Source organism: Microbulbifer sp. HZ11 (genome assembly GCF_000708675.1).
Taxonomy (GTDB): Bacteria; Pseudomonadota; Gammaproteobacteria; order Pseudomonadales; family Cellvibrionaceae; genus Microbulbifer.
Genome location: NZ_JELR01000002.1, coordinates 315,243 through 337,009 on the forward strand (window position 1 = coordinate 315,243; position 21,767 = coordinate 337,009).

Consider the following 21,767-nt stretch of genomic DNA (forward strand, 5'->3'; position numbering starts at 1 on the left):
GCCTTTATTACTCCGGCTGCATTGCCGACTTGAGTCCACGGATACGACTATTTAACAGGGTGAGTGCGGCCTGGAAACGCACGGCATTATCGGTAAACCGACTACGCTCCTGGTCCATACTGACGGTATTTCCATCAAGGCTGGGCTGATCCGGGACCCGGTACAACAGGCTCGGCCCGCTGCTGATTCCACTGCGCGCAGTAATATGTTGCGATGACGTCGTTGAAAGTTTCAGACCACTGGTTGAGCCGCTACCCCCTGTCCTCGCGGATCCTGAAGTCGCCATTGCCAATGCGCGGGAAAAATCGAAATCCCGTGCCTTGAAGTTCGGAGTATCCGCATTGGCAATATTGTTTGCCAATACCTGTTGACGTCGATTGCGCAGACCCAGTGCTTCACTGTCAAAGTTGAGTGCTGCGGAAAGCCGATCAATCATGCAGGTTCTCCCGGTTTTATTTTTTCACGGTGAAGACTACAGACAGCCACACAAACACAATGCAGGAAATAGGCACTGCTTTTCCCCTTATTTCTCCTCTTCGAAACCGTTGATCCTTATTATGATATCCATCAATTCACAGTCCGCCTCGAAACGCCACGCAAGGCAGCCTCTGTCATGTATCGCTTTTTCAAATTTATGCTACCGCTGCTTGTACTGCTCTCCGCTACCGATCAAGTAGAAGGAGCATACAAGGAGCAAAAACTACAACGGATCGCCCAGAATTTTCTTAGCAGACAAAGTAAACACCTGGGTGAGCGTGTAGAAATACAAGTGCAGCAAAGCGCGGCTCGCTGGAATCATTGCCAGACTCCGAGCGCGTTCCTACCGGCAAATCACGAGGTTCGATGGGGACGGGTAACGGTAGGTATACGGTGCGCAAACGCACCTCACACACGCTACCTGCAAGCGTCCATTCGGGCATTTGGGCACTACTGGGTACCTAGCGAAAATGTTCCAGCGGGCACCGAATTGAGCGCGCCGCTACTTAAGCGCGTAGAAGGAGAGCTCAGCGCTCTCCCGAAGGGAACACTGCGCAAGCGCTCCGAGATCGTGGGCCAGATCGCCAGTCGGTTTCTGCCCTCTGGCTACGCTATCCAGCGACACCAATTGAAAACACGCCCGCTAGTCAACCGTCGGCAACCGGTCACCCTAATCGCCTCAGGTCGAGGTTTTCATATCGCACGAGAAGGGCATGCAATGGATGATGGCGCCGAGGGCGACAAAGTGCGAGTCCGCCTATCCAGCCGAAAGGTCGTCTCGGGGTTCGTGACTGGTCCCGGTCTGGTCAGTATTCACCAGACTACGATGCAGTAGCCTCCCCACGGCATATACGATAAAGCACCCCTGCGAGCACCGGACAGAAGTGTGACAAATGTCACACAAATAGATTCAAGATGGGCGAGAAAGCGCCGATATAGCGTAGGAAGAACAACGGAGACCGCCGCGTGAAAATCCAGAATATTACCCACCTGACGCCCGCCAGCACGCTTCGCGAGAAATCGGGCAACTCAGTGGCGGAGCCTGCAACGCCAAGTAGCACACCTGGCACACAGAATAACGTTAGCCAGTTACACCAGCCTGCTGTAGACAGCAGCCACGACCTGGACTCGCTACAGGTCGATGAGCTCCGAGAAGCTATTGCATCTGGCAAATTTGAAATCCGCGCCGACCGCATTGCCGAGGGCCTTATAGCCAGCCTTCGGGAAGACGAAGGGTTGGATGAACCATGAGTCTGCATCAGTTTCTCCAGCAGCACCGGCAGAGAGTCGAACATCTAACCCAGCTCCTGTATGACGAGCGAACAGAGCTCAGCGCGGGTACAGTAGATGGCGGGCGACTGACAGATATTGCCAGACGCAAGCAGGAAAGCCTGCACCAGCTTAACGATCTCGAGCAACAGCGACGTACGGCTCTTCAACGCCTGGGGTACACAAATGACCGCCAAGGGGATGAACAGGCCGCGCGTGAAGCCGGTTGTCTCCCACTCTGGCAGGACCTTATCGCTCTCGCTGGTGAAGCGGAACGACTTAACCGGGCCAATGGCACGGTGATCAACATCCGCGCCGAGAGTAACCAACGATTATTGAACGCATTGCAGGAAGCCAAAGGAAAAGGCCTCTACGGTCCTGACGGCCGCGCCCGCGTACCGAATGGCAAAATAGACTCCCGCGCGTGACGGAATCACAGCCAACTCACACGCTAGTGCTCTATTTGGTGCTCTACCTGCCTCTGCCCCCCACAACAATACTCAGGAGTCCACAACGTGACATCACTTGCACAAGCAATCAGTGACGACACTCTGGATGTCTTATTGGCCTGCCGGCCAATATTTACCCGTAACCATGATGTCGCCGCTTTTGAACTACTGTTGCAGGGCGAAACGGCACGCTCAGGTGCCACGCTCAGGCAAATTGAGGCCAGTAATCCAATTATCATGGGCAATTACAATCAGGTGTATCAGCGGGGTCAAACCAAAAGTGTCCCCGGCTTTCTTAAAGTGACGGACGACGTCATCTTTGCACCCGGCTTGCCAACGCTCTCCCAGCAACATTACATCCTGGAAGTAGCCGAAGACGTGCTTCTGACATCCGAACGCGTAGAGCGACTGAGAGAAATGGCCAAGCGTGGCTACCGGATTGCCCTGTCCAGCTACGATCCTGAAGATAGCGAGCTGGACGCGTTGCTGGACGTTGTACATATCGTGAAACTGGATCCAAGCCAGATGACCGATATGCAACTGCGTGCTGCAATAACCAAGCTTCGCATGCACGGTGTGGAAACACTCGCAGACAACCTGCAAACCAGGGAACACTTCACTACCTGTGTAAAGCTAGGATTTACCTACTATCAGGGTGATTTCCTCAGTGAGCCGTCGCCGGTAAAAGGCAAGAAAATCAGCGGCAATAAAGCACTATTACTGGAACTCCTGAACGAGCTGCAAAACCCTGCAGCATCCCCTTTACGGCTCGAAGAAATCGCACTTCAAGACCCCAAGCTTACCTATCGAATTCTAAAACTGGTCAACTCCGCAGCAGTCAGCCTACACAGGGAAGTAACTTCCATTTCCCATGCTATCGGGCTACTGGGTATGAAAGAGATCCAGCGCTGGGCAAGCCTATTCCTGATTGAAGGAGAACAGGGAAAACCCGAAGAACTGACCCGTAAAATGCTTATTCGCGGGCGCATGTGCGAAGTCCTTGCCGAAGTCAGTGGAAGTGGAAACGCCAGCGACAATTTTATTGTGGGTCTGCTATCACTTCTAGACGCAGTGATGGATATTTCCATGGAAGAGCTTATGCAACAGGTACCCCTAAGCCAAGGAGTGAAGGACGCACTACTCTATCGCAATGGACATTTGGGGGCAGTCCTGAATGAAGTTGAACTCTATGAGCAGGGTCGATTCGCAGAGCTATCGCTGATCGGAACTACGCCGATTTACGAAACTGCATATCGACACAGCGTATCCTGGGCCAGACAGGCCCAGCAGGCGTTGAATGGAGACACCTAGTCTTCTCGGCAAGATCACCAAACTTATCGAGTACACTCTCACAGGTGTGTGACGAACAGCCCGGCGAAGCTGCGCCTTTGCCGGGCTTTTCTATTTCCTAAAGCTTTTTTGAGGACGGCCGATACAACTAATAACGGGGGGCATGCGTCCGCCTGTATCGGAAATCCACAGTCAGTATTGAAACGCAACTTACCGGGATACAGTCATGAAAGCTTTACATTTTGCACTGGCTCTACCACTACTGGCAGCCAGTCTGTCTGTCGATGCTGCACCTCGCCTGATCGGTGCCAAACAACAAGGTGATGTCGAGAGCTACTCAGACGCACTCAACCGCCACACAATGAAGAATCTTCGTTATCCATCGCGTGCTCAGCAGCGCGGGTGGGAAGGGGAAGTTGTTCTGAAAATCGTTGTGAATAAAAGCGGTGAAGTGCAGGATATTCAGGTAGTCGAAGAGTCCAGTTACTCCAGCCTGAACCGTGAGGCTCTGCGCAGTGTGGAGCGCGCCAATCCCTACCCTCAAATCCCCTCCCATCTTGGTGTAGATTCGTTCAGTTTTACAGTGCCTATTCGTTTCTCTCTTGGCAGTTGATGAACAATTGCGCTTGTTGTGACGGCGGCACGCCCGCCGTCTTTTTTATATTTAGGCGAGCTTTCCCAAGTAAACTCTCCCTAGGGAACCTCCGATCAAGTCCAACTTCTCACTCCACCAGCCGTGCACGTAGGCGTTTGATTGCCTGACTGTGCAACTGACATACCCGGGATTCCGTTACCCCAAGAACCGCACCAATTTCTTTAAGGTTCAGATCTTCCTGGTAATACAACGCCATCAATAACTTTTCGCGCTCAGGAAGTTGCTCAATCGCATTGAGGAGGTCGCGTTTACGTTCGCCTTCCAGTAAGGCCGCAAAGGGCGTCGCTGGCGAACCCGCGCCAGCCTCAGGCTCACCGCGCTCGGCTACCACCTCTTCAAATGGCAAAAGGTGCCCACAATTGGTGTCCTGCAGCAATTGGTGATACTCGTCAACGGACATACCCATTGCTGCCGAAATTTCCCGCTCGTCAGCTGCGCGCCCGAGACGCTGCTCGAGCTTCTGAAGCTGCTGATCCAACATTCGCGCATTGCGGCGTACGCTGCGTGGCAACCAGTCGCGGGTACGTAATTCATCGATCATAGCACCACGGACGCGTTGGTTGGCAAAGGTGGAAAAACTGGCGCCAGCGTTCGGATCAAACCTCTGTAACGCATCAAGCAGTCCAACCATACCGGCCTGTATCAAATCATCAAGGTCTATGCCTGCAGGCAGTTTTACTTGGAGTGATAATGCCTGGCGCCGTACTGCTGGAAGATGTTCTTCCAGCAGCGCATCCCGGTTAATCGTACCCTGTGCTGTATACATTGCAGTTCCCCAGCCATCTTTCCAGGTTTAGTAAACATGGCTCTGCAGCTTTGTGTGGGTGGATCTGCCGGAGCCAATTCCATTATTGGCTGACGAGGAAATTTGTATGCGCAGAATAAACCCCGTTGAAGACGCCTTTTCAAACCTTAAGCGTTAGACATTAGCCCCGCTGCGATCACCGATCATATTCGTGATTTTAACCATACGGTCATCGGGAATCTCAGCCTGGGAAAGCACCGCCAACTGACGCAGGCGACGCCTGAGAAAATGCGCGAGTAGTGGGCGCAGGTTGTGACGCACAACCAGCACGGGTGGATCACCGGCGGTTTCTTGTCGCTCCATGGCAGCCGCAGCTTGAGACATCAGGGTATCCGCAAGTCCTGGCTCCAGTGCGCCACCACTTTCCAGCGCCTGAGAAATCACCTGCTCCAACTGACTTTCCAGGCCCATCACCCGGAGTTCAGCACTGCCGGGGAACCACTGATGTGCAAGCACTCTTCCCAAAGCAAGGCGCACCCGCGCGGTCAGCTCGGGCACATCAAAACTCTGCTCCCCCTGGCCGGCCAGAACATCAAGAATACTGCGCATATCACGGATGGGAACATCCTCATCCAGCAGATTTTGCAGAATTCGCTGTAAGGTTGTCAGGGTGACCGTTTTAGGAACGACTTCCTCAACCAAACTTTTACAATCACCGGAAAGTTTATCCAGAAGCTGCTGAACTTCCTGACGGCCGAGCATTTCCGCGCAGTGACGATGTAGTAAATGGTTGAAATGTGTAGCCACAACAGTACTCGCATCCACCACCGTATACCCATACACCTGAGCCTGTTCACGCTGCCCCTGATCTATCCACACCGCAGGCAAACCAAACGCGGGCTCCTCTGTTGCGATGCCCTGAAGCTCGCCGCTTACCTGCCCGGGATTGATTGCAAGCCACTTCCCTGGATGTGCTTCACCTCTGCCAACTTCCGCGCCTTTAAGGTTAATCACATAGGTGTTTGGTGATAACTCAAGGTCATCCCGTATATGGACAACAGGTGGTAAAAACCCGACTTCTTTAGCAAATTTCTTACGCACACTTTTAATGCGCCCAAGTAGCTCTCCTTGCTGACGTTGATCTACAAGGGAAATCAGGCGATGTCCCACCTCCAGACCCAGGGTATCGATAAGCTCCACATCATCCCAACTGGCCTCAGGTGTTTCCGCTGCAACGGCGGGTTCCGCATCAATCTGCTCCTGCACCAACTGCTCTTCCCGTCGCCGCCCCATCCACCAGGCGATCCCAGCCAAGGCAGCAGTAAAAAGCAAGAATACAAAATTCGGCATACCGGGAACCAAACCCAGCAGCCCCATAACGCCTGCGGCGAGATACAGCACACGCGGGTTGGTAAGCAGCTGCTCGATCATCTGCTGACCAACGTCCTGGTCGGTATTGACCCGGGAAACAGTTACACCAGCCGCTGTGGAGATCACCAGCGCAGGGATCTGAGCTACAAGACCGTCACCGATCGTTAGCAACGTGTAAGTACGCGCAGCATCGCCGAAAGACAGATCATGCTGCATGGTGCCAATCATCAGACCGCCGATGACATTCACTGCCATGATTACCAGCCCCGCGACAGCATCTCCACGCACAAATTTGCTCGCGCCGTCCATGGAGCCGTAAAAATCTGCTTCCTGAGCGACTTCTGTACGACGGGTACGGGCTTCCTCTTCACCGATCAGCCCCGCGTTAAGATCTGCATCAATAGCCATCTGTTTTCCGGGCATGGCGTCAAGCATAAAACGCGCCCCTACTTCAGCAATGCGCCCAGCGCCTTTGGTGATCACCATAAAATTGATCACCACCAGGATCAGAAACACCACCAGCCCCACTGCAAAGTTACCTCCAACCAAAAACTGGCCGAAAGCCTCAATCACCTTGCCCGCGGCAGCCCCCCCGGTGTGCCCCTCCATCAATACAACTCGGGTGGAGGCGACATTGAGTGCCAGGCGCAATAAGGTGGTGAAAAGCAGTACCGCCGGGAAAGCGGCAAAATCCAGTGCGCGCAAGGTAAACATGCTCACCAGTAGCACCATCAGAGAAAGGGCAATATTGAAGGTAAAAAACATATCCAGCGCAAACGGCGGCAACGGCAGGATCAGCATGGACATGATTAGCAGAATCAGCACCGGACCAGCGAGCACCCGCCCGGCGGGCAGCGAGAATCCAGTACTGCTGAAATAGGAATTCAAGGGTTTCACGGGTCTACCTCCAACTCTTCAGGTAACGGGAGCTGTTCCGGTGTTACAGGTGGGGTTTCCCCCTGCTCATTTGCGCGACGCAGCTGCATAGCCCAGGCGAGCACTTCGGCTACGGCGGTATACAGAGGTGCAGGAATTTCCTGATCCAGATCGACATGACGGTACAGGGATCGAGCCAGCGGTGGGGCTTCAAGACGAGGAATATCGTGTTCGTCCGCCAATGTCCGAATACGCGCGGCAACCGCCTCCACGCCTTTCGCAATTACTCGCGGTGCACTCATGCGGCTCTCGTCATAGCGCAGGGCAACTGCGTATCGTGTAGGATTGGTAATGATTACGTCTGCATCAGGAACCTGGGCCATCATTCGGTTACGCGACATCGATTGCTGTTGTTGACGTATCCGTGCCTTGAGTTGAGGGTCGCCCTCACTTTCCTTGAATTCGCGGCGCACTTCCTCTTTGCTCATCCGTAATTTCTTGGCATGACTCCACAACTGATACGGAGCGTCGATTGCCACCACGAGAATGAGGGAAAATGCCATCAATCCACAGGCCTCCGCTGCGAGTCGCAGCGCAGATGCCATGGCTCGTTCGGTTCCGAGATCCATCAGGGCCAGAAACTCGCCGCGCCGGCTATATAAAAACAGCGCGAGCACCGTACCTACAAGTACAGATTTGGCAATAGCCTTACCCAGTTCAGCCAGAGCTTGGGAGGAGAATTGCCGCTTGAGCCCCTTGATCGGATTGAGTTTAGAGAACTGGGGTTTGAGGGATTTGGCGGAAATAAGAAAGCCGCCCAGCAAGTTAGGTGCAAGCAATGCAACCACAGCGACGAGTATGAACAGTGGGATCAGTGCCAGTAGACTGTGAGCAGTAAGATTGGCGCTGGTGGTTACCATGACAGCGGGGTCAAAGGCCCGCTGCCGATCAAACAGAAAAGACTGCTCCATCATAAGCCCGAGCTGTGCGAACAGGGTCGGACCCAACGCCCACAGACCTCCGAGACCAGTGCATAAGAGCATGACCGTGGCGAGTTCTCGGGAGCGTGCTACCTGGCCGTCCTCACGGGCCTTTTCAAGGCGCCGGGGTGTGGCGGCTTCTGTTTTGTCCTGGTCCTGGCTATCGTCAGCCATTTGGGCATCCGGTGGTTATCGGGTGCCGGCCATTGTCGACCAAAGCGGGTATCGCTAAAGGGCGAAAAAGCGGGGTAACAGGGTGCTATTTCAGCAGAGCACCCGTTACTCGCCATTCGCACAAGTGATCAGAATCCCAGCTCTTCCAGCAGATCATCCACCTGGTCCTGGCTGCTGACCACGTCTTCAGCCTCAACGTTGATCTGAGGCCCGTTGACCAGAGAGGACTCCTCGCGGCGCTGATTGTCCGCTGCTGATCCATCTTCCAGCCGGCGCCGAAACGCCTCCCGCTCCTCACCCTCCGGTACACTTTCCAGGAGGACCTGCAATAGCTGGCGCTCGACCTCCTGGATGACTTCCATCATCTTCTTGATAACCTGACCAGTCAGATCCTGAAAGTCCTGCGCCATCATGATTTCCAACAATTCCTTGTTGGTCTCGCGGGCCATGGTGGGTACGGCAGAGAGGTAGCCACGGGTTTCCTTTACCAACTCACGCGCCTCATCAAGCTCCTTTGGATTCTCAAACCAGGACTGCCACTGCTTATCCAATGCCTGGGCGCGGGACTCAATCTCAATCTGCAGAGGTTGTGCGCGATCAACACAATTCAGCGCGCGCTCTGCGGCTTGCTCAGTCATGGAAGCCACGTAATCGAGCCGGGCACGGGCATCTGGAATGGCTTTGGCTGCTTTCTCTACCTCTTTATCAAGGCCCAGTTCCCGCATGCTGTCGCGCAGCATTCTCGTCAACTGGCCAATTCGCACCACCAGTTCGTCACTTTGGGTATTATCGAAGCTGACAGCTTTTAACTCACTACTCACGGTCACTTCTCCTTTCCGGAAGAAGCGGGCATCAGCGCGCTCATTTTCCCAGCTTCTCAAAGATTTTAGTTAACTTCTCTTCCAATGTCGCCGCCGTGAAAGGTTTAACAATATATCCGTTGGCGCCAGCCTGTGCCGCGGCCACAATATTCTCCTTTTTTGCCTCGGCGGTAACCATCAGGACGGGCAAGGATTTGGTCGCCTCGTTCGCTCGAATATCCTTGAGCATATCCAGACCGTTTAGATTCGGCATATTCCAGTCGGAGACTACGAATTCAAAGCCACCACCATTCACTTTGGCCAGCCCTTCCTGGCCGTCTTCTGCTTCATCCACGTTATTAAAGCCAAGCTCCTTGAGCAGGCTCCGAATTATCCGTCGCATGGTGGGGAAATCGTCCACCACCAGTATCTTCATATTTTTATCCATGATCTGTACTCTCTGTGTTAACGCTTCTCCACACTCGCAGGTTTAGGGTCAAAACTCTTCCCACTCCTCATCGGTAGATTTGATCAGTTCACGAGCATCCTTTTCCGGTGCCGAAACCTTCTTCGCGTCCGCGGACTCCTGGCTATCGGCCTTTTCTACTTGCGCTGTACGATTTCCAGCGTTGTTCTTCGCCAAGGGTGTTTCGGGATCAATGCTGCTGGAGGAGTAACCACCCTCGTCCTCAGATTCACTGGTGAGACGGAAAATGGCGACGGCTTCCTCCAAGCGCTGTGCTTGCGCCTCCAGAGAGGCCGCGGCAGCAGACGCCTTCTCCACCAATGTTGCATTCTGCTGGGTAGATTCATCCATTTGACTCACAGCGCGACTGACCTGTTCGATTCCGCTGCTCTGCTCCTGAGATGCGGCAGAAATTTCATCCATAATGTCGGTCACGCGCTTCACCGCATCCACCACTTCTTTCATGGTGTCACCGGCCTGGGTTACCAGAGACGCGCCCTGCTCTACTTCCTGCACCGAATTTTCAATCAGGGACTTGATCTGACGTGCGGCGTCGGCGCTATTGCCCGCAAGGTTCCGTACCTCTCCGGCAACCACCGCAAATCCGCGGCCCTGTTCACCGGCACGCGCAGCTTCGACTGAGGCATTCAATGCCAGAATATTCGTCTGGAAAGCGATTGAATCGATCATTCCGGTAATTTCCGCAACTTTACGGGAACTCTCGGTAATCCCCTGCATTTTGCTGGAAACCTGCTGCATAACCTCCCCACCACGAATGGCCGTTCCAGAAGCATCATTGGCAAGTCCACTGGCCTGACGGGCATTGTCTGCATTCTGCTTCACGGTAGCGGTCAACTCTTCCATGCTGGTCGCGGTTTCTTCCAGTGATGCAGCCTGCTGTTCCGTGCGCGCAGACAGATCGATATTGCCTCGTGCAATTTCTGACGAACCGCTATAGATAGACGTACTTCCGTTGCGCACCTGAGTGACAATTCGGCTGAGGCTCAGCTGCACATCGCGCATGGCACTGAACAGCTGACCAATCTCATTTCCACCATGGTCGCTGATCGGGCGCGAAAGATCTGCTTGCGCAATACTCTGCAGATTTTCCATTGCTTCACCCAGAGGGCGCACTACGATATTACGCAGCAGTAGATAGATCAGGGCGAGAATGATGGCGATAAACGCTATGACAATGATACCGATGGTTCCGTAGTGACTAGTGGTATCTCTATACCCCTCCATGATGCCTTCGCTCTGAACCCCTGCCTGATCAAGAAGTGACAGCAAAGCCACATTGAGGTCATCACTGAAAACACTGATTTCCTCTTTGCGTTCGTTGTAACTTTCAAGGTCTGGCTTATCCTGTACTAGAAGCTGATATTCCGCATCCAGCTCTCCCAGCATATCGGTAAATACCAGCGATAGTTCTTCAAACTCCGCGGCTTCTTGTTCCGTCATCTCTATTTCGGATAGCCGATCAAACTCCCTGTGTGTCTGCTGTAATGTCTCATTGACACTTTTAAGATACGTTTTTGCGCTGAGGTTGCGCCCGTTCTCCAGCTCTCCGGCAGCAAGATTCATTTCAATCATGCTTTTATTGAGGGTGGAATATGCTCGAAATACATCGTGCATTACCTGCACATTGACCCGGTGCAGCGTACGAATAGAATCGTCACCCACCTGATTCGTCGCCATACGCAGGGCAACCAGGGCGCCCATCAACAGCGTGCAACACAACAGCACTCCGGCCACTACCGTGTTGATATTGAGGTTTCTGATCAGTTTCATCATGGCCGGCGTTTCTCCTCGTCGGTAATCCTGGAACTAAATTTCTATTTGCATTTGTTATACGCGCTGGGCGCGTCCAGACGCGGCTGCCAATGTGAGCATGTGCTCGGCGACGCGATCCAAAGTCACTATGTCCTTTGCAGCCCCAATGGCAATTGCCTCTCTCGGCATGCCAAATACCAGAGACGAGGTTTCATCCTGAGCAAGCGTCGCCGCACCAGACTGCCGCATGGCCAGCAAACCGGCGGCACCATCTCGCCCCATACCGGTAAGCAGTGCTCCGATGGCATTGCGACCAGCCAGTTCAGCAACAGACTGAAACAGAACATCGACCGATGGACGATGCCGGTTAACCGCTGGCCCGGTATCCAACTCGACCAGATAGTTGGCTCCACTACGCGCCAGCTTCAGATGCTGGTCGCCTGGAGCGATATACGCATGGCCAGGTAGAATACGCTCGCCGTGCTCGGCCTCTTTCACCTGTATCCTGCAGAGCCGATTCAATCGCTCCGCAAACGAACGGGTAAATCCACTGGGCATATGCTGGGCAACGAGGATTGCCGGGCAGTTAGCAGGAAGAGGCTCGAGCACGCGCCGAATCGCTTCGGGCCCACCAGTGGAAGCGCCGATAATCATCAGCTTTTCGCTCGAAACCATTACCGGCTCCAACGCGGAAGGGGGTTCTTTATTTCGTACCATATGGCGTGCTGGTCGCGCTCGGGCAGCCGCACGGATCTTTTCTGCTATCCGATGGCCGTACTCCAGTAAACCCGTTCGTATACCCAGTTGCGGCTTGGCGACAAAGTCGACCGCACCGAGCTCCAGAGCACGTAGGGTGATTTCCGACCCAGACCGGGTGAGCGACGAAACCATAACGACGGGCATTGGACGCAGGCGCATCAACCGCTCCAGGAAGTCCAGTCCGTCCATTCGCGGCATTTCCACATCCAGAGTCAGAACATCGGGATTCAGTCGCTTGATCAGATCACGTGCAACCAGAGGGTCAGGAGCGACCGCTACTACTTCCATATCTGACTGGCCATCGATAATTTCGCGCATAAGTCCGCGAATAAGTGCCGAGTCATCGACACAGAGCACTTTGATTTTTTCCATGGATAACGTCTGCTCTCTCGCTCACGCTACGGCGCTGTCTTTCAATCTGACCTTGCAAACTGACAGGGCCCCCAAGTGTTAGAATCGGGTATTCGCTGAACCTGAAGTATTCATCGGCCGCTAATCGCCGGGCTTTAGGGAGGGCAACGAGGTTTTTCTCACGCCGCTGGACGGGCGATAGGAAGCCCCCGGAATGATCAGGCCAGTGTATAGACAGTCTGGCCGCGCAGGCGGAACCTCTGGGTAATGTTGGTGAAGTTCTCCGAATGACCAACAAATAGCAAACCATCACTCTTCAACAGTCGAGCGAAACGCTCAAGCAGTCGTGCGTGGGTCTCTCGGTCAAAGTAGATCATTACGTTGCGGCAGAAGATCGCGTCAAACCGACCCTGGACAGGCCAATGTTGACCAACAAGGTTCACAGGCTCGAAGTGAACCTGACGCGCCAACTCCGGTCGTACGCGAACGTATCCGCTGCGCCGACCACAGCCTTTGAGAAAACCGCGCCGTAGCTGATTCTCAGGCACCTGGCGGCGCACCTGATCCAGTGGATAAATTCCATTGCGCGCCCTGGTCAATGCTTCGCTGTCGATATCCGACGCGAAGATTTCGCGCCTCGTCAGGGTAGGCAGAGCCTCTTCAAGTGCAATTGCGATAGAATACGGCTCCTCTCCTGTGGAAGCCCCGGCACTCCAGACTCGAACTGGATCCCTCCGATCTCTGATATGCGACGCCAGCAAATCGAAATGGTGGGGTTCACGAAAAAAAGCAGTGAGATTAGTGGTCAATGCGTTGACAAATTCCTGCCAGGCCTCCGCTCCCGACCTACCATTCAGCCAATCTAAATACGCACTGAAACATCGATGGCCACGATTTCGTACACAACGGCCAAGTCGGCTATACACCATATCCCGCTTATGTTCAGCCAGGACAATACCGGCCCGCTCCGCGATCAGTACACGAATTCGCTCGAAATCTCGATCGGTGAACTCAAGTTCACGCTGATTGATAGGCGCTACCACTCGCTGCTTCACTGCAATCAACCTGCGCTCAGGCGGATTTCTGTAGATGCATCTACGGCAGCCTCATCAGAAGGATTGTTAATGGATTTTGGCGATGCTATCCCCTTAGCAGAATTCTCCGGTACGGTCTTTTCCAAAGAAAAAACGCCCACTGCCTGTGAGAGACGCGCCATACGCCCCTGCAACGCGGCCGATGATTCGGCGATCGCTCGTACTCTGTCTGCATTCTGCTTGGTGACTTCATCCATCTGTGCAACAGCGAGGTTAATGTGGCCGATACCGGTACTCTGCTCGGCGGACGCTGTGGAGATTTCTCGCATGATATTACTCACACGAGTAACCGATTCGACCACCCCGGCAATAGAGGTACCTGCCTGACGCACCAACTCGGCGCCGGCATTAACCTCGCGATTTGAACCGTCAATCAAAACGCGAATTTGTTTCGCTGCGTCGGCCGAACGCCCCGCGAGATTTCGTACTTCCTGTGCTACCACGGCGAAACCTCGACCGTGTTCACCTGCTCGCGCAGCTTCCACGGAAGCGTTGAGCGCGAGGATATTAGTCTGGAAAGCAATGCCATCAATCGTCTCGATGATCGCTGCCATCTGCTTAGAGCTCTGAGTGATTCCCTCCATGGTTTTAACAATCTGGCCCATGGTTTCACCACTCACTTTCACGTCGCGGGACGCATCTTCCGCAAGGCCGAATGCTTGCTGCGCATTGTCGGCATTCTGACCGACGGTTATGGTGATCTCCTCCATGCTGGAAGCGGTCTGCTGCAGCGATGCGGCCTGCTGATCAGTACGCGATGCCAAGTCGTCGTTACCATCCGCAATCTTACGTGTACTCGGTACTGACACTGCAACGCTCGCGCTTACTTCACTTACAATATCGTGAAGACTGCGATGCATGATTGTAAGGGCATTGGCGAGAGGTGCCATTTCGCCTTCCGCTTCAGTAGGCGCTGGTATCCCCAGGTTTCCCGCGGCAATCTGAAGTAGGAATTTCTGCATATCCCGTAACGGACGCAAAATGCTGCGTGCGACGGAAACAGTGAGCCCGGCAAGTAACGCACAACCGCCGAGAGTAATAACAACCGCAGGGATCATTCCGTGAGAAGAGTAGACGGACGCCGATCCAAGCATAAGTGACAAGCCAGACAGCGCTGCCAGGGTACCCAGGCGAAGCTTGAGCGAGGCGCGAGCAGCGCGTTGCCACCAGCCTTTGGGGCCGCGGTGTATCATTTCACCACGCTGTAACGTTACATTCCCGCTGCGGCCCTCCCGTAGACATCGATACAGTTGTTCCGTCCGCTCAATATCCCGCCGCCCGGCTTTCAGGCGTATAGAGACATATCCATTGATCCGGCCCGCATCCGAAACCGGTACAACATGGGCACGCACCCAGTAAAAACCTCCATCTTTTCGGCGGTTTTTCACTAGCCCAATCCAGACTTCGCCTTTGCGGATGGTCTGCCAAAGGTTGGCGAAAGCCTGCGGCGGCATATCCGGATGGCGGACAATATTGTGATTGGCCCCCAGTAATTCATGCTGCGCATAACCGCTCACCTCCACAAACGCGGAGTTGGCGTATACTATGCGGCCACTGAGGTCGGTTCGAGAGATGAGGAAGTCTTGGTCGCGCAGGAGGTATTCCCGGTTGGTTACCGGTTGATTGGTTTTCATGGATGGTTACTCTCCGGCTTCGGCGACCAGCGCCATTTCGCGACTGGTCAGCAGCTTTTCGATATCTACCAAAACCAACATTCGATTCTCCAGGTTACCCAGCCCACTGATGTAGTCCAGTGGTAGACTTACGCCAAATTCTGGAGCAGGTTTGATCTGTTCATCACTCAAAGTCATGACATCGGATACCCGGTCTACCACAATTCCCACTACACGACCGGCGATATTCACCACAATCACTACGGTCTGATCGTCGTATACTGCATCTGAAAGACGGAATTTTATGCGCAGGTCAACAATCGGTACGATAACGCCGCGCAAATTCGAAACACCTTTGATGAAGTCCGGCGCATTGGCAATACGGGTAACATTGTCATAACCGCGAATCTCCTGCACTTTCAGGATATCGATAGCGTATTCCTCCTCACCCAAGGAAAACACCAGAAATTCCCGATCTCTGGCCAGTGCTGCGGATGCCTTCTCGGCTGCGCCAACAAAACTCATGCGTTTTCTCCCTCTACACTAGATACTGTCCGCCGGGCCGGCTTAACGGTGGCGGATCGGTTGGAAGTCGTTTTCCGGGACTCGCTAGAGCACCGGCCTGCAGGCTGGAACGCCCCCTCGGATTTTTTACTCTGATGTAGGCGATGCAGGTCTGCGATGTCCAGGATGAGCGAAACACTGCCATCTCCCAGAATGGTCGCCGCAGATACACCAGGCACCTTGCGATAGTTGGTTTCCAGATTCTTTACAACCACTTGCTGCTGTCCAATCAACTCGTCCACCAGTAGTGCATAGCGGCGTCCCTGGCCGTGCACTATCACAGCAATTGCCTTTGTAGGATCGGTTTCAGCACCGACAACATCCAGTGCCGCATGCACAGAAAGTAGCGGCAAATAGTCATCGCGCACTTTCAGTAGAAGGTCTTCGCCTGCCATGGGATACAGATCTTCGCTACGTGGTTGCAATGACTCGACCACACCGCTCACTGGTAGAACGAATGTCTCACGGGCTACACGTACAGACATTCCGTCAAGGATCGCCAGTGTCAGCGGTAATACGATACGGGTGGTGGTACCGTTGCCGGGTCGCGACTCGATCTCCACATGGCCGCCCATAGCCTCGATATTGCGCTTTACCACATCCATACCGACCCCGCGCCCGGAAACATCACTCACTTCTGCAGCTGTGGAAAATCCCGGAGCAAAAATCAGCTGCCAGACGTCTTCATCGCTCATATTTTCAGTAACGGCAATTCCATTGGCAGCCGCTTTGGCAAGAATCTTTTCGCGATTCAGGCCGGCACCATCGTCACTGACTTCAATCAGAATATTGCCGCCCTGATGTTGCGCTGAGAGCAGAAGATTTCCGGTGCGTGATTTACCAGCGGCTTGTCGCACCTCGGGCAACTCAATGCCATGGTCCAGACTGTTTCGCACCAGATGCGTGAGTGGATCGATAATACGCTCGGTCAGCCCTTTATCCAGTTCGGTGGATTTTCCCTCGGTGATCAACTCAATGTCTTTACCCAATTTTCCCGCCAGATCGCGTACCAGACGTGGAAAGCGGCTGAACACATAGTCCATCGGTACCATTCGTACCGACATCACCGCTTCCTGCAGATCCCGTGCGGTGCGGGACAACAGACTGAGTCCACTGCTCAGTTTTCCATCGCGTGCACTTCCGGAGTCGTCTACCACTTGATCGAGCATCGACTGGGTAATAACCAGCTCACCGACCAGATTGATAATCTGATCCACTTTCGCCACTGGCACCCGTATTGATGCACTCTCGCCGCTGCTCTTCGTCTTGGGTTCCGACTTGCGGGTTACTACCGACGGTGATACAGAGCCCTCTGATTTTTTCTCGTCTGTCTTTGCCAACGCCTGACCACGCGAGTCCAATGCAGACGGTTGGCTCTTTATTTCAGGTGCAGTCGCAGTCAAGGAGGTTATTTCAAGTTGATCTGGCTCGGTTATAAAACACAGCACCGCTTCGATATCGTCACTGCTGAGCGAAGACGCAAGTGCTACTTCATAGCGGTATTCATCTCCAGACTCGCTCTCCACCCGCCCCAGGTGCGCAAGCTCTTCGATCAGTAAACGTCGATCTTTCTCCGCGACCTTTAGCAGAGTAATCTGATACCGCCTGGAAGCCGTCGCCTCTTGTGGTTCGACTTTATCATCCACTCTGGGTGGCTCTTTGGCATGCACTTCAGAGATTGTATTTGTGTTCGAAGTACTTCCATTACCGTCAACATCTTCACCAATTTCTTCCAACGCAAGCTGCCGCAACACCTGACAGATGTATTCCAGAGCCTCGGGGTCTGGTTCGACATTCTGCCGATAGGCATCCAGCTGGTCATTTAACATATCTTTGGTTTCCAGAAATACGTCGATGAGATCGCGGCGCAAGGTGAGCTGCCCACAGCGCGCATGGTCAAGAAGATTTTCGAGCAGATGAGTAGTGCGCTGCAGGGCTTCAAAGCCGAAAGTGCCGGCCCCGCCCTTGATGGAGTGTGCCGCTCGAAATATCGCGTTCAGCTGCTCTGGGTCTGGAGAGCCCAGATCCAGATCAAGTAAATGCTGCTCCATCTCTGCGAGCAGTTCGCCCGCTTCTTCAAAAAACGTATCGTAAAAATCAGTAATATCCATCATCGCTCCTGCAGGGCGTGCAGCGGTTCGGCCCTTCCACCCGCGCGAATGCGCAATGCTGCTTCCGCGCTCAAAACGAGCAGGCTGATCCGTCGATTGACGGCGTCCCCCGGATGACTACCAGGAATGGGATTTCTGTCCCCCATGCCGATAACCCGCAACATCTTGTTACTATTCAGTCCTCCGGCAACCAGTTCACGGCGACTGGCGTTGGCTCGGTCCGCGGATAGCTCCCAATTGCTGTACCCAGTATCACCTGCGGCATAACTGAGGCTATCGGTATGCCCACTGATACTCACGGCATTTGGTAATTCATTCAGCAATGGAGCAATTGCTCGAATCAACTTGCGCATATGCGGCTCCAGCTGATCGCTGCCAATCTGGAACATGGAGCGCTGCTCCGTATCAATCATCTGGATACGAAGCCCCTCCGGTGTCATTTCGAATCGCACCTGATCGCGCAGCTCCCACAGCTCTGAATCCCGTTGAATAACGCTTTCAATGCGGAAACGCAGATCCATCAATGTACGGCGCACGTCTTCCGGCAAGCGTTGACTGCGCAGGTCCACCCGCGCGCGCTCACCGTTTACGTGCGCGGGATCTGTACCGCCACCAGGGATAACGCTTGTGCTCGCGCTTTTTCGATCGCCGTTGCTCAGAGCCACCGCAAGTGGCGTGCGGAAATACTCAGCCAGCCCCTGTAGCTCTTGCGGCGATGCGTTGGACACAATCCACATCACCAGAAATAGCGCCATCAGTGCAGTCATCAGATCGGCCAGAGCGATTTTCCAGGCGCCACCGTGATGACTGTGATGAGCCTTGCGTGGCCGCCGGACAACAATGCGGCGCTCACCTTTTGCCAGACTACTCATGCGGTAGAGAGCGATGGACGAACATGGTCTTCCAGCTCACCAAATGTTGGGCGATCACTGGTATCCAGTGTTTTTCGGCCAAATTCCACAGCCAGCTGCGGGGCATATCCGTTCAGATTTGCGAGCAGAGTTACCCGCACACACTGGAGTACTTTCACCGCCTCCTGGACCTGCCGCTCAATACGACTGGCCAGGGGATTGACGAATCCGTAGGCCAGAAGGATGCCCACAAAGGTTCCAACCAACGCATGCGCAACCATGAGGCCAATCTCACCTGCTGCGGCATCGGCTGACGCCAGCGCTTTAACCACTCCCAGAACGGCCGCCACGATACCGAAGGCCGGTAGTGCATCCCCCACCTTGAGAAGAGCATCAGCCGGCACTCGGGCCTCATGTTCGAACGCCTCGATTTCGTGGGTCATGAGCTCATCCAGTTCCAGTGGATCCATGCTCCCACTCACCATCAACCGTAAGTAGTCCGTTGTGAAACTCATGATCATGGGATCCCTGGTAACGCGGGGAAACTCACTGAATATTTCGCTGTCTTCTGGCGCTTCAATGTCCTTCTCGATGCCTATAGCGCCGTCTCGCCGCATCTTCCACAGCAGCCTGTACTGCAATGCCATCAGGTCCATATAAATCGACTTGTCATATTTGGCCGAGCGTTTCAGGCGCGAAAGGCTACGCACCGTGCTACGAATCGCCTTCCCATTATTTGAAGCGATGAAAGAGCCCAGTGCCGCACCACCGATAATCAAAAACTCCATCGGCTGGAACAAAGGACCCAGGTGCCCACCAGACATCGCAAAACCGCCGAATACCGAGACAATAACGACGATGAATCCTATGAATATCAGCACCTCAATTCCCCTGCCTCTCAAACCTTATGAGAAGCCTATCGGCATTTGTCCGCCATCCTTGAGTGACCGGGAGGAAAATCTCTTCTCAGGTTACGGACGCCATAGTTGCCGCCCGCATGTTGCAAGGCGCTGTGCACGAACTATTTTCATTAGGTAAGAATCCTTTTCTCGGCACACAGACGCTGTTGCCGCCCCTACAGGATGCTCGAAAGGAATCATTCAAATAACCCTACCCCCGGAAGCACCCAATCATGCTGATCGCGCATTTAGGCGACAAAATTCACCACCCGGAAAACACCCTGGCGGCCTTTGAGGCGGCGCATGGTCTTGGCGCCTGCGCAATTGCCACGGAAGTACAGTTCAGTAAAGATCAGACACCATGGTGCTGTGCGGGGGATGGCCTTGAGATTCCGCAGGCGGCGATTTCTGCGCCACTACGCAGACTGAAAGACAAGGACCTGCGGACACTGCCACTGAGTAATTTCCAGCAGCTGGTGGACTGGGCCGGTCGTCATCGCCATCTTGAATGGTTTGTGGAGTTGAGCCCGGAAACCCTGGCGCTGACCCCGGCGGAAGTCGCCATTCAACGCCTGCTGGAGGAAATCCCGGGCTCCACGGACAACTTTGTGCTGCTTACTTCCGACCTGCGCAGCCTGCGCCTGGCCCGGAATATGGGGTTCGATCTGGTAGCGCTGCGGGTACCGAATGTGGCGCGCTGCCTTTCTGCAGATGTAGTAACGCTGGCCCCGGACTACCTGTTGATTGATCAGGCAACCGTAGACTGCCAGGAGCTGCCGCCCGGGCCCTGGCAGTGGGTGGTTCACGAGATCAACACCACTCAGGGCGCCGTGCACTGGCGTCATAGGGGTGCCCACCACATACTTACCGGCAATCTGCCACTGTTAATGCGCTCGCGAGAGGCAAGCAATGTCTACGGAATATGATGTTCTTGTTGTTGGCGCGGGTATCCAGGGCGCCGGGGTAGCCGAGGCACTGACTGCAGCGGGCTACCGGGTTGCGATTCTGGAACAGGAGGCGGTTGCTTACGGCACCTCGTCGCGCTCCTCTAAGCTGATTCATGGCGGATTGCGCTATCTGGAAAGCGGACAGCTTTCTCTGGTGCGGGAATGCCTCAAAGAGCGGCGCTGGCTGCTCTCCCACAAACCGGATCTGGTCCATATGGTGCCATTCCTGATTCCGGTGTACCGCCACAGCCGCCGCGCCCCCTGGAAAATTCGTCTGGGACTCAGCCTGTACGCACTGCTGGCGGGGCTGTTTTCCTCACAGTCTCGCTTTCGCAAAATCGATATTCACGATTATGAAGCCCTGTGCGGCCTGAACAATGATGACCTGATTGCCGTCTACCGCTACTTTGACGCACAAACCGACGACGCCGCCCTTACCCAGGAAGTCATCCGCACCGCGGTGCGCGGTGGAGCAGAACTGATCTGCCCGGGTAGCCTGGTAGGCGCAGAGGTAACCGAACGCTTTGTGCGCGCAGACTATTTTCATCAGGGGCAATTGAATACCCTCCACTGCCGGGCACTGGTGAACTGTACCGGCCCCTGGATCGACGACACCAACAGCAAATGCTCCCCCGGCGCGAAGCTGCCACCGCTAGAACTGGTTGCCGGTACTCATATCCAGGTGCCGTTAAAACTGGCCAACAAGATCTTCTATGTGGAAGCGGAAGATGGACGGGCGGTATTTGTCATGCCCTGGCAGGGAGAGACTCTGGTGGGAACCACCGAGCGCAGCTACCACGGCGACCCCTCCGAAGTGGCGCCCACCCTGGAAGAAAAAGCCTATCTGCTGCGCACTCTTAAGCAGTACTTCCCGGAGACGCGCCCCCTGCAATTGAGCGAACTGAGTGACAGCTTTGCCGGGTTGCGGGTGTTGCCCCACGCCAACAACAATCCGTTCTCGCGCAGCCGCGAGACCATGATCTGCTGCGACAACGATAAGTTACCACGTATCGTGGCGGTCGCCGGTGGCAAACTCACCAGCTACCGGGCCACCGCGCGCAGTGTGGTAAAAAAGCTCAGGCCACAACTGGAAGCCCGCCGCCCCTGGCCACAGGAAACCGCAACCTCGACAGAGAGCAATCAGGAAGGTGCGAAAGAGCGCAATCTGTAAGTCATCGGCTTAACCTTGCGCTCGACGCGCAGGGTTGGGTCCGCCCCTGTTATACTGCGGGCAGTTTTTCCGCCTGATCTGC

Annotated in this window: 21 protein-coding genes; 7 read left to right on the forward strand and 14 right to left on the reverse strand. The window is 54.5% G+C overall.

The features are described 5' to 3' along the window. Positions 1–7 precede the first annotated feature (7 nt). On the reverse strand, positions 8–436 hold the full coding sequence (gene flgB, locus AU11_RS09180; RefSeq protein WP_043318890.1) for a flagellar basal body rod protein FlgB: 429 nt from the start codon (positions 434–436) through the stop codon (positions 8–10). A 198-nt stretch (positions 437–634) separates the two neighbouring features. Here flgB and flgA point away from each other — a divergent pair, with 198 nt between their 5' ends. From flgA to AU11_RS09205, 5 genes are all read left to right on the forward strand, one after another. Then, a complete protein-coding gene (gene flgA, locus AU11_RS18675) occupies positions 635–1,312 on the forward strand; it encodes a flagellar basal body P-ring formation chaperone FlgA (protein WP_369797830.1) in 678 nt (225 codons plus the stop codon). Between the two features lie 131 nt (positions 1,313–1,443). Then, positions 1,444–1,728 carry a flagellar biosynthesis anti-sigma factor FlgM gene (gene flgM / locus AU11_RS09190; protein WP_043318892.1) on the forward strand — a complete coding sequence of 95 codons (285 nt, stop codon included), beginning with the start codon at positions 1,444–1,446 and terminating at the stop codon, positions 1,726–1,728. Continuing rightward, entirely contained in the window at positions 1,725–2,174 is a 450-nt protein-coding gene (locus AU11_RS09195; RefSeq protein WP_043318894.1) for a flagella synthesis protein FlgN, read from the forward strand. The genes flgM and AU11_RS09195 overlap by 4 nt, the downstream gene beginning before the upstream one ends. 87 nt (positions 2,175–2,261) lie before the next feature. Beyond that, on the forward strand, positions 2,262–3,506 hold the full coding sequence (locus AU11_RS09200; RefSeq protein WP_051687127.1) for an EAL and HDOD domain-containing protein: 1,245 nt from the start codon (positions 2,262–2,264) through the stop codon (positions 3,504–3,506). Positions 3,507–3,711: 205 nt separating this feature from the next. Further along, on the forward strand, positions 3,712–4,098 hold the full coding sequence (locus AU11_RS09205; protein WP_043318896.1) for an energy transducer TonB: 387 nt from the start codon (positions 3,712–3,714) through the stop codon (positions 4,096–4,098). Between the two features lie 109 nt (positions 4,099–4,207). Here the strand turns inward: AU11_RS09205 and AU11_RS09210 are convergent, their stop codons facing one another. From AU11_RS09210 to motA, 13 genes are all read right to left on the reverse strand, one after another. Next, positions 4,208–4,906 (reverse strand): RNA polymerase sigma factor FliA, encoded by a 699-nt coding sequence (locus tag AU11_RS09210; RefSeq protein WP_043318898.1) that lies wholly within the window; start codon positions 4,904–4,906, stop codon positions 4,208–4,210. Positions 4,907–5,059: 153 nt separating this feature from the next. Further along, the gene (gene flhA / locus AU11_RS09215; protein WP_051687128.1) at positions 5,060–7,153 is read right to left on the reverse strand and encodes a flagellar biosynthesis protein FlhA; all 2,094 of its coding nucleotides are present in this window, start codon (positions 7,151–7,153) and stop codon (positions 5,060–5,062) included. Further along, the gene (gene flhB, locus AU11_RS09220) at positions 7,150–8,286 is read right to left on the reverse strand and encodes a flagellar biosynthesis protein FlhB (protein ID WP_043318900.1); all 1,137 of its coding nucleotides are present in this window, start codon (positions 8,284–8,286) and stop codon (positions 7,150–7,152) included. The genes flhA and flhB overlap by 4 nt, the downstream gene beginning before the upstream one ends. 128 nt (positions 8,287–8,414) lie before the next feature. Continuing rightward, the gene (gene cheZ / locus AU11_RS09225; protein ID WP_043320312.1) at positions 8,415–9,107 is read right to left on the reverse strand and encodes a protein phosphatase CheZ; all 693 of its coding nucleotides are present in this window, start codon (positions 9,105–9,107) and stop codon (positions 8,415–8,417) included. 40 nt (positions 9,108–9,147) lie between these two features. Continuing rightward, positions 9,148–9,534 carry a chemotaxis response regulator CheY gene (cheY, locus tag AU11_RS09230; protein ID WP_231758144.1) on the reverse strand — a complete coding sequence of 129 codons (387 nt, stop codon included), beginning with the start codon at positions 9,532–9,534 and terminating at the stop codon, positions 9,148–9,150. Positions 9,535–9,582: 48 nt separating this feature from the next. Continuing rightward, positions 9,583–11,346 carry a methyl-accepting chemotaxis protein gene (locus AU11_RS09235; protein ID WP_043318904.1) on the reverse strand — a complete coding sequence of 588 codons (1,764 nt, stop codon included), beginning with the start codon at positions 11,344–11,346 and terminating at the stop codon, positions 9,583–9,585. Between the two features lie 54 nt (positions 11,347–11,400). Beyond that, positions 11,401–12,456: a chemotaxis response regulator protein-glutamate methylesterase gene (locus AU11_RS09240; protein WP_043318906.1), complete on the reverse strand. Its 1,056-nt coding sequence runs from the start codon at positions 12,454–12,456 to the stop codon at positions 11,401–11,403. A gap of 197 nt (positions 12,457–12,653) precedes the next feature. Further along, a complete protein-coding gene (locus tag AU11_RS09245) occupies positions 12,654–13,490 on the reverse strand; it encodes a CheR family methyltransferase (protein WP_043320314.1) in 837 nt (278 codons plus the stop codon). A gap of 5 nt (positions 13,491–13,495) precedes the next feature. Then, positions 13,496–15,163, reverse strand: coding sequence for a PAS domain-containing methyl-accepting chemotaxis protein (locus tag AU11_RS09250; protein ID WP_051687130.1), 1,668 nt, complete (start codon positions 15,161–15,163; stop codon positions 13,496–13,498). A gap of 6 nt (positions 15,164–15,169) precedes the next feature. Then, entirely contained in the window at positions 15,170–15,667 is a 498-nt protein-coding gene (locus tag AU11_RS09255; RefSeq protein WP_043318909.1) for a chemotaxis protein CheW, read from the reverse strand. After that, a complete protein-coding gene (cheA, locus tag AU11_RS09260) occupies positions 15,664–17,817 on the reverse strand; it encodes a chemotaxis protein CheA (RefSeq protein WP_081848037.1) in 2,154 nt (717 codons plus the stop codon). Before cheA ends, AU11_RS09255 begins: the two co-directional genes overlap by 4 nt. Next, on the reverse strand, positions 17,817–18,689 hold the full coding sequence (gene motB / locus AU11_RS09265) for a flagellar motor protein MotB (RefSeq protein WP_081848038.1): 873 nt from the start codon (positions 18,687–18,689) through the stop codon (positions 17,817–17,819). Before motB ends, cheA begins: the two co-directional genes overlap by 1 nt. Continuing rightward, positions 18,686–19,549 carry a flagellar motor stator protein MotA gene (gene motA / locus AU11_RS09270; protein ID WP_043318911.1) on the reverse strand — a complete coding sequence of 288 codons (864 nt, stop codon included), beginning with the start codon at positions 19,547–19,549 and terminating at the stop codon, positions 18,686–18,688. The genes motB and motA overlap by 4 nt, the downstream gene beginning before the upstream one ends. 251 nt (positions 19,550–19,800) lie before the next feature. On the opposite strand from motA, the gene AU11_RS09275 reads away from it, so the two are divergent. Both AU11_RS09275 and AU11_RS09280 read left to right on the forward strand, forming a co-directional pair. Then, positions 19,801–20,493 carry a glycerophosphodiester phosphodiesterase family protein gene (locus AU11_RS09275; protein ID WP_043318914.1) on the forward strand — a complete coding sequence of 231 codons (693 nt, stop codon included), beginning with the start codon at positions 19,801–19,803 and terminating at the stop codon, positions 20,491–20,493. Beyond that, positions 20,477–21,685, forward strand: coding sequence for a glycerol-3-phosphate dehydrogenase/oxidase (locus AU11_RS09280; RefSeq protein WP_043318915.1), 1,209 nt, complete (start codon positions 20,477–20,479; stop codon positions 21,683–21,685). The genes AU11_RS09275 and AU11_RS09280 overlap by 17 nt, the downstream gene beginning before the upstream one ends. Positions 21,686–21,767 lie beyond the last annotated feature (82 nt).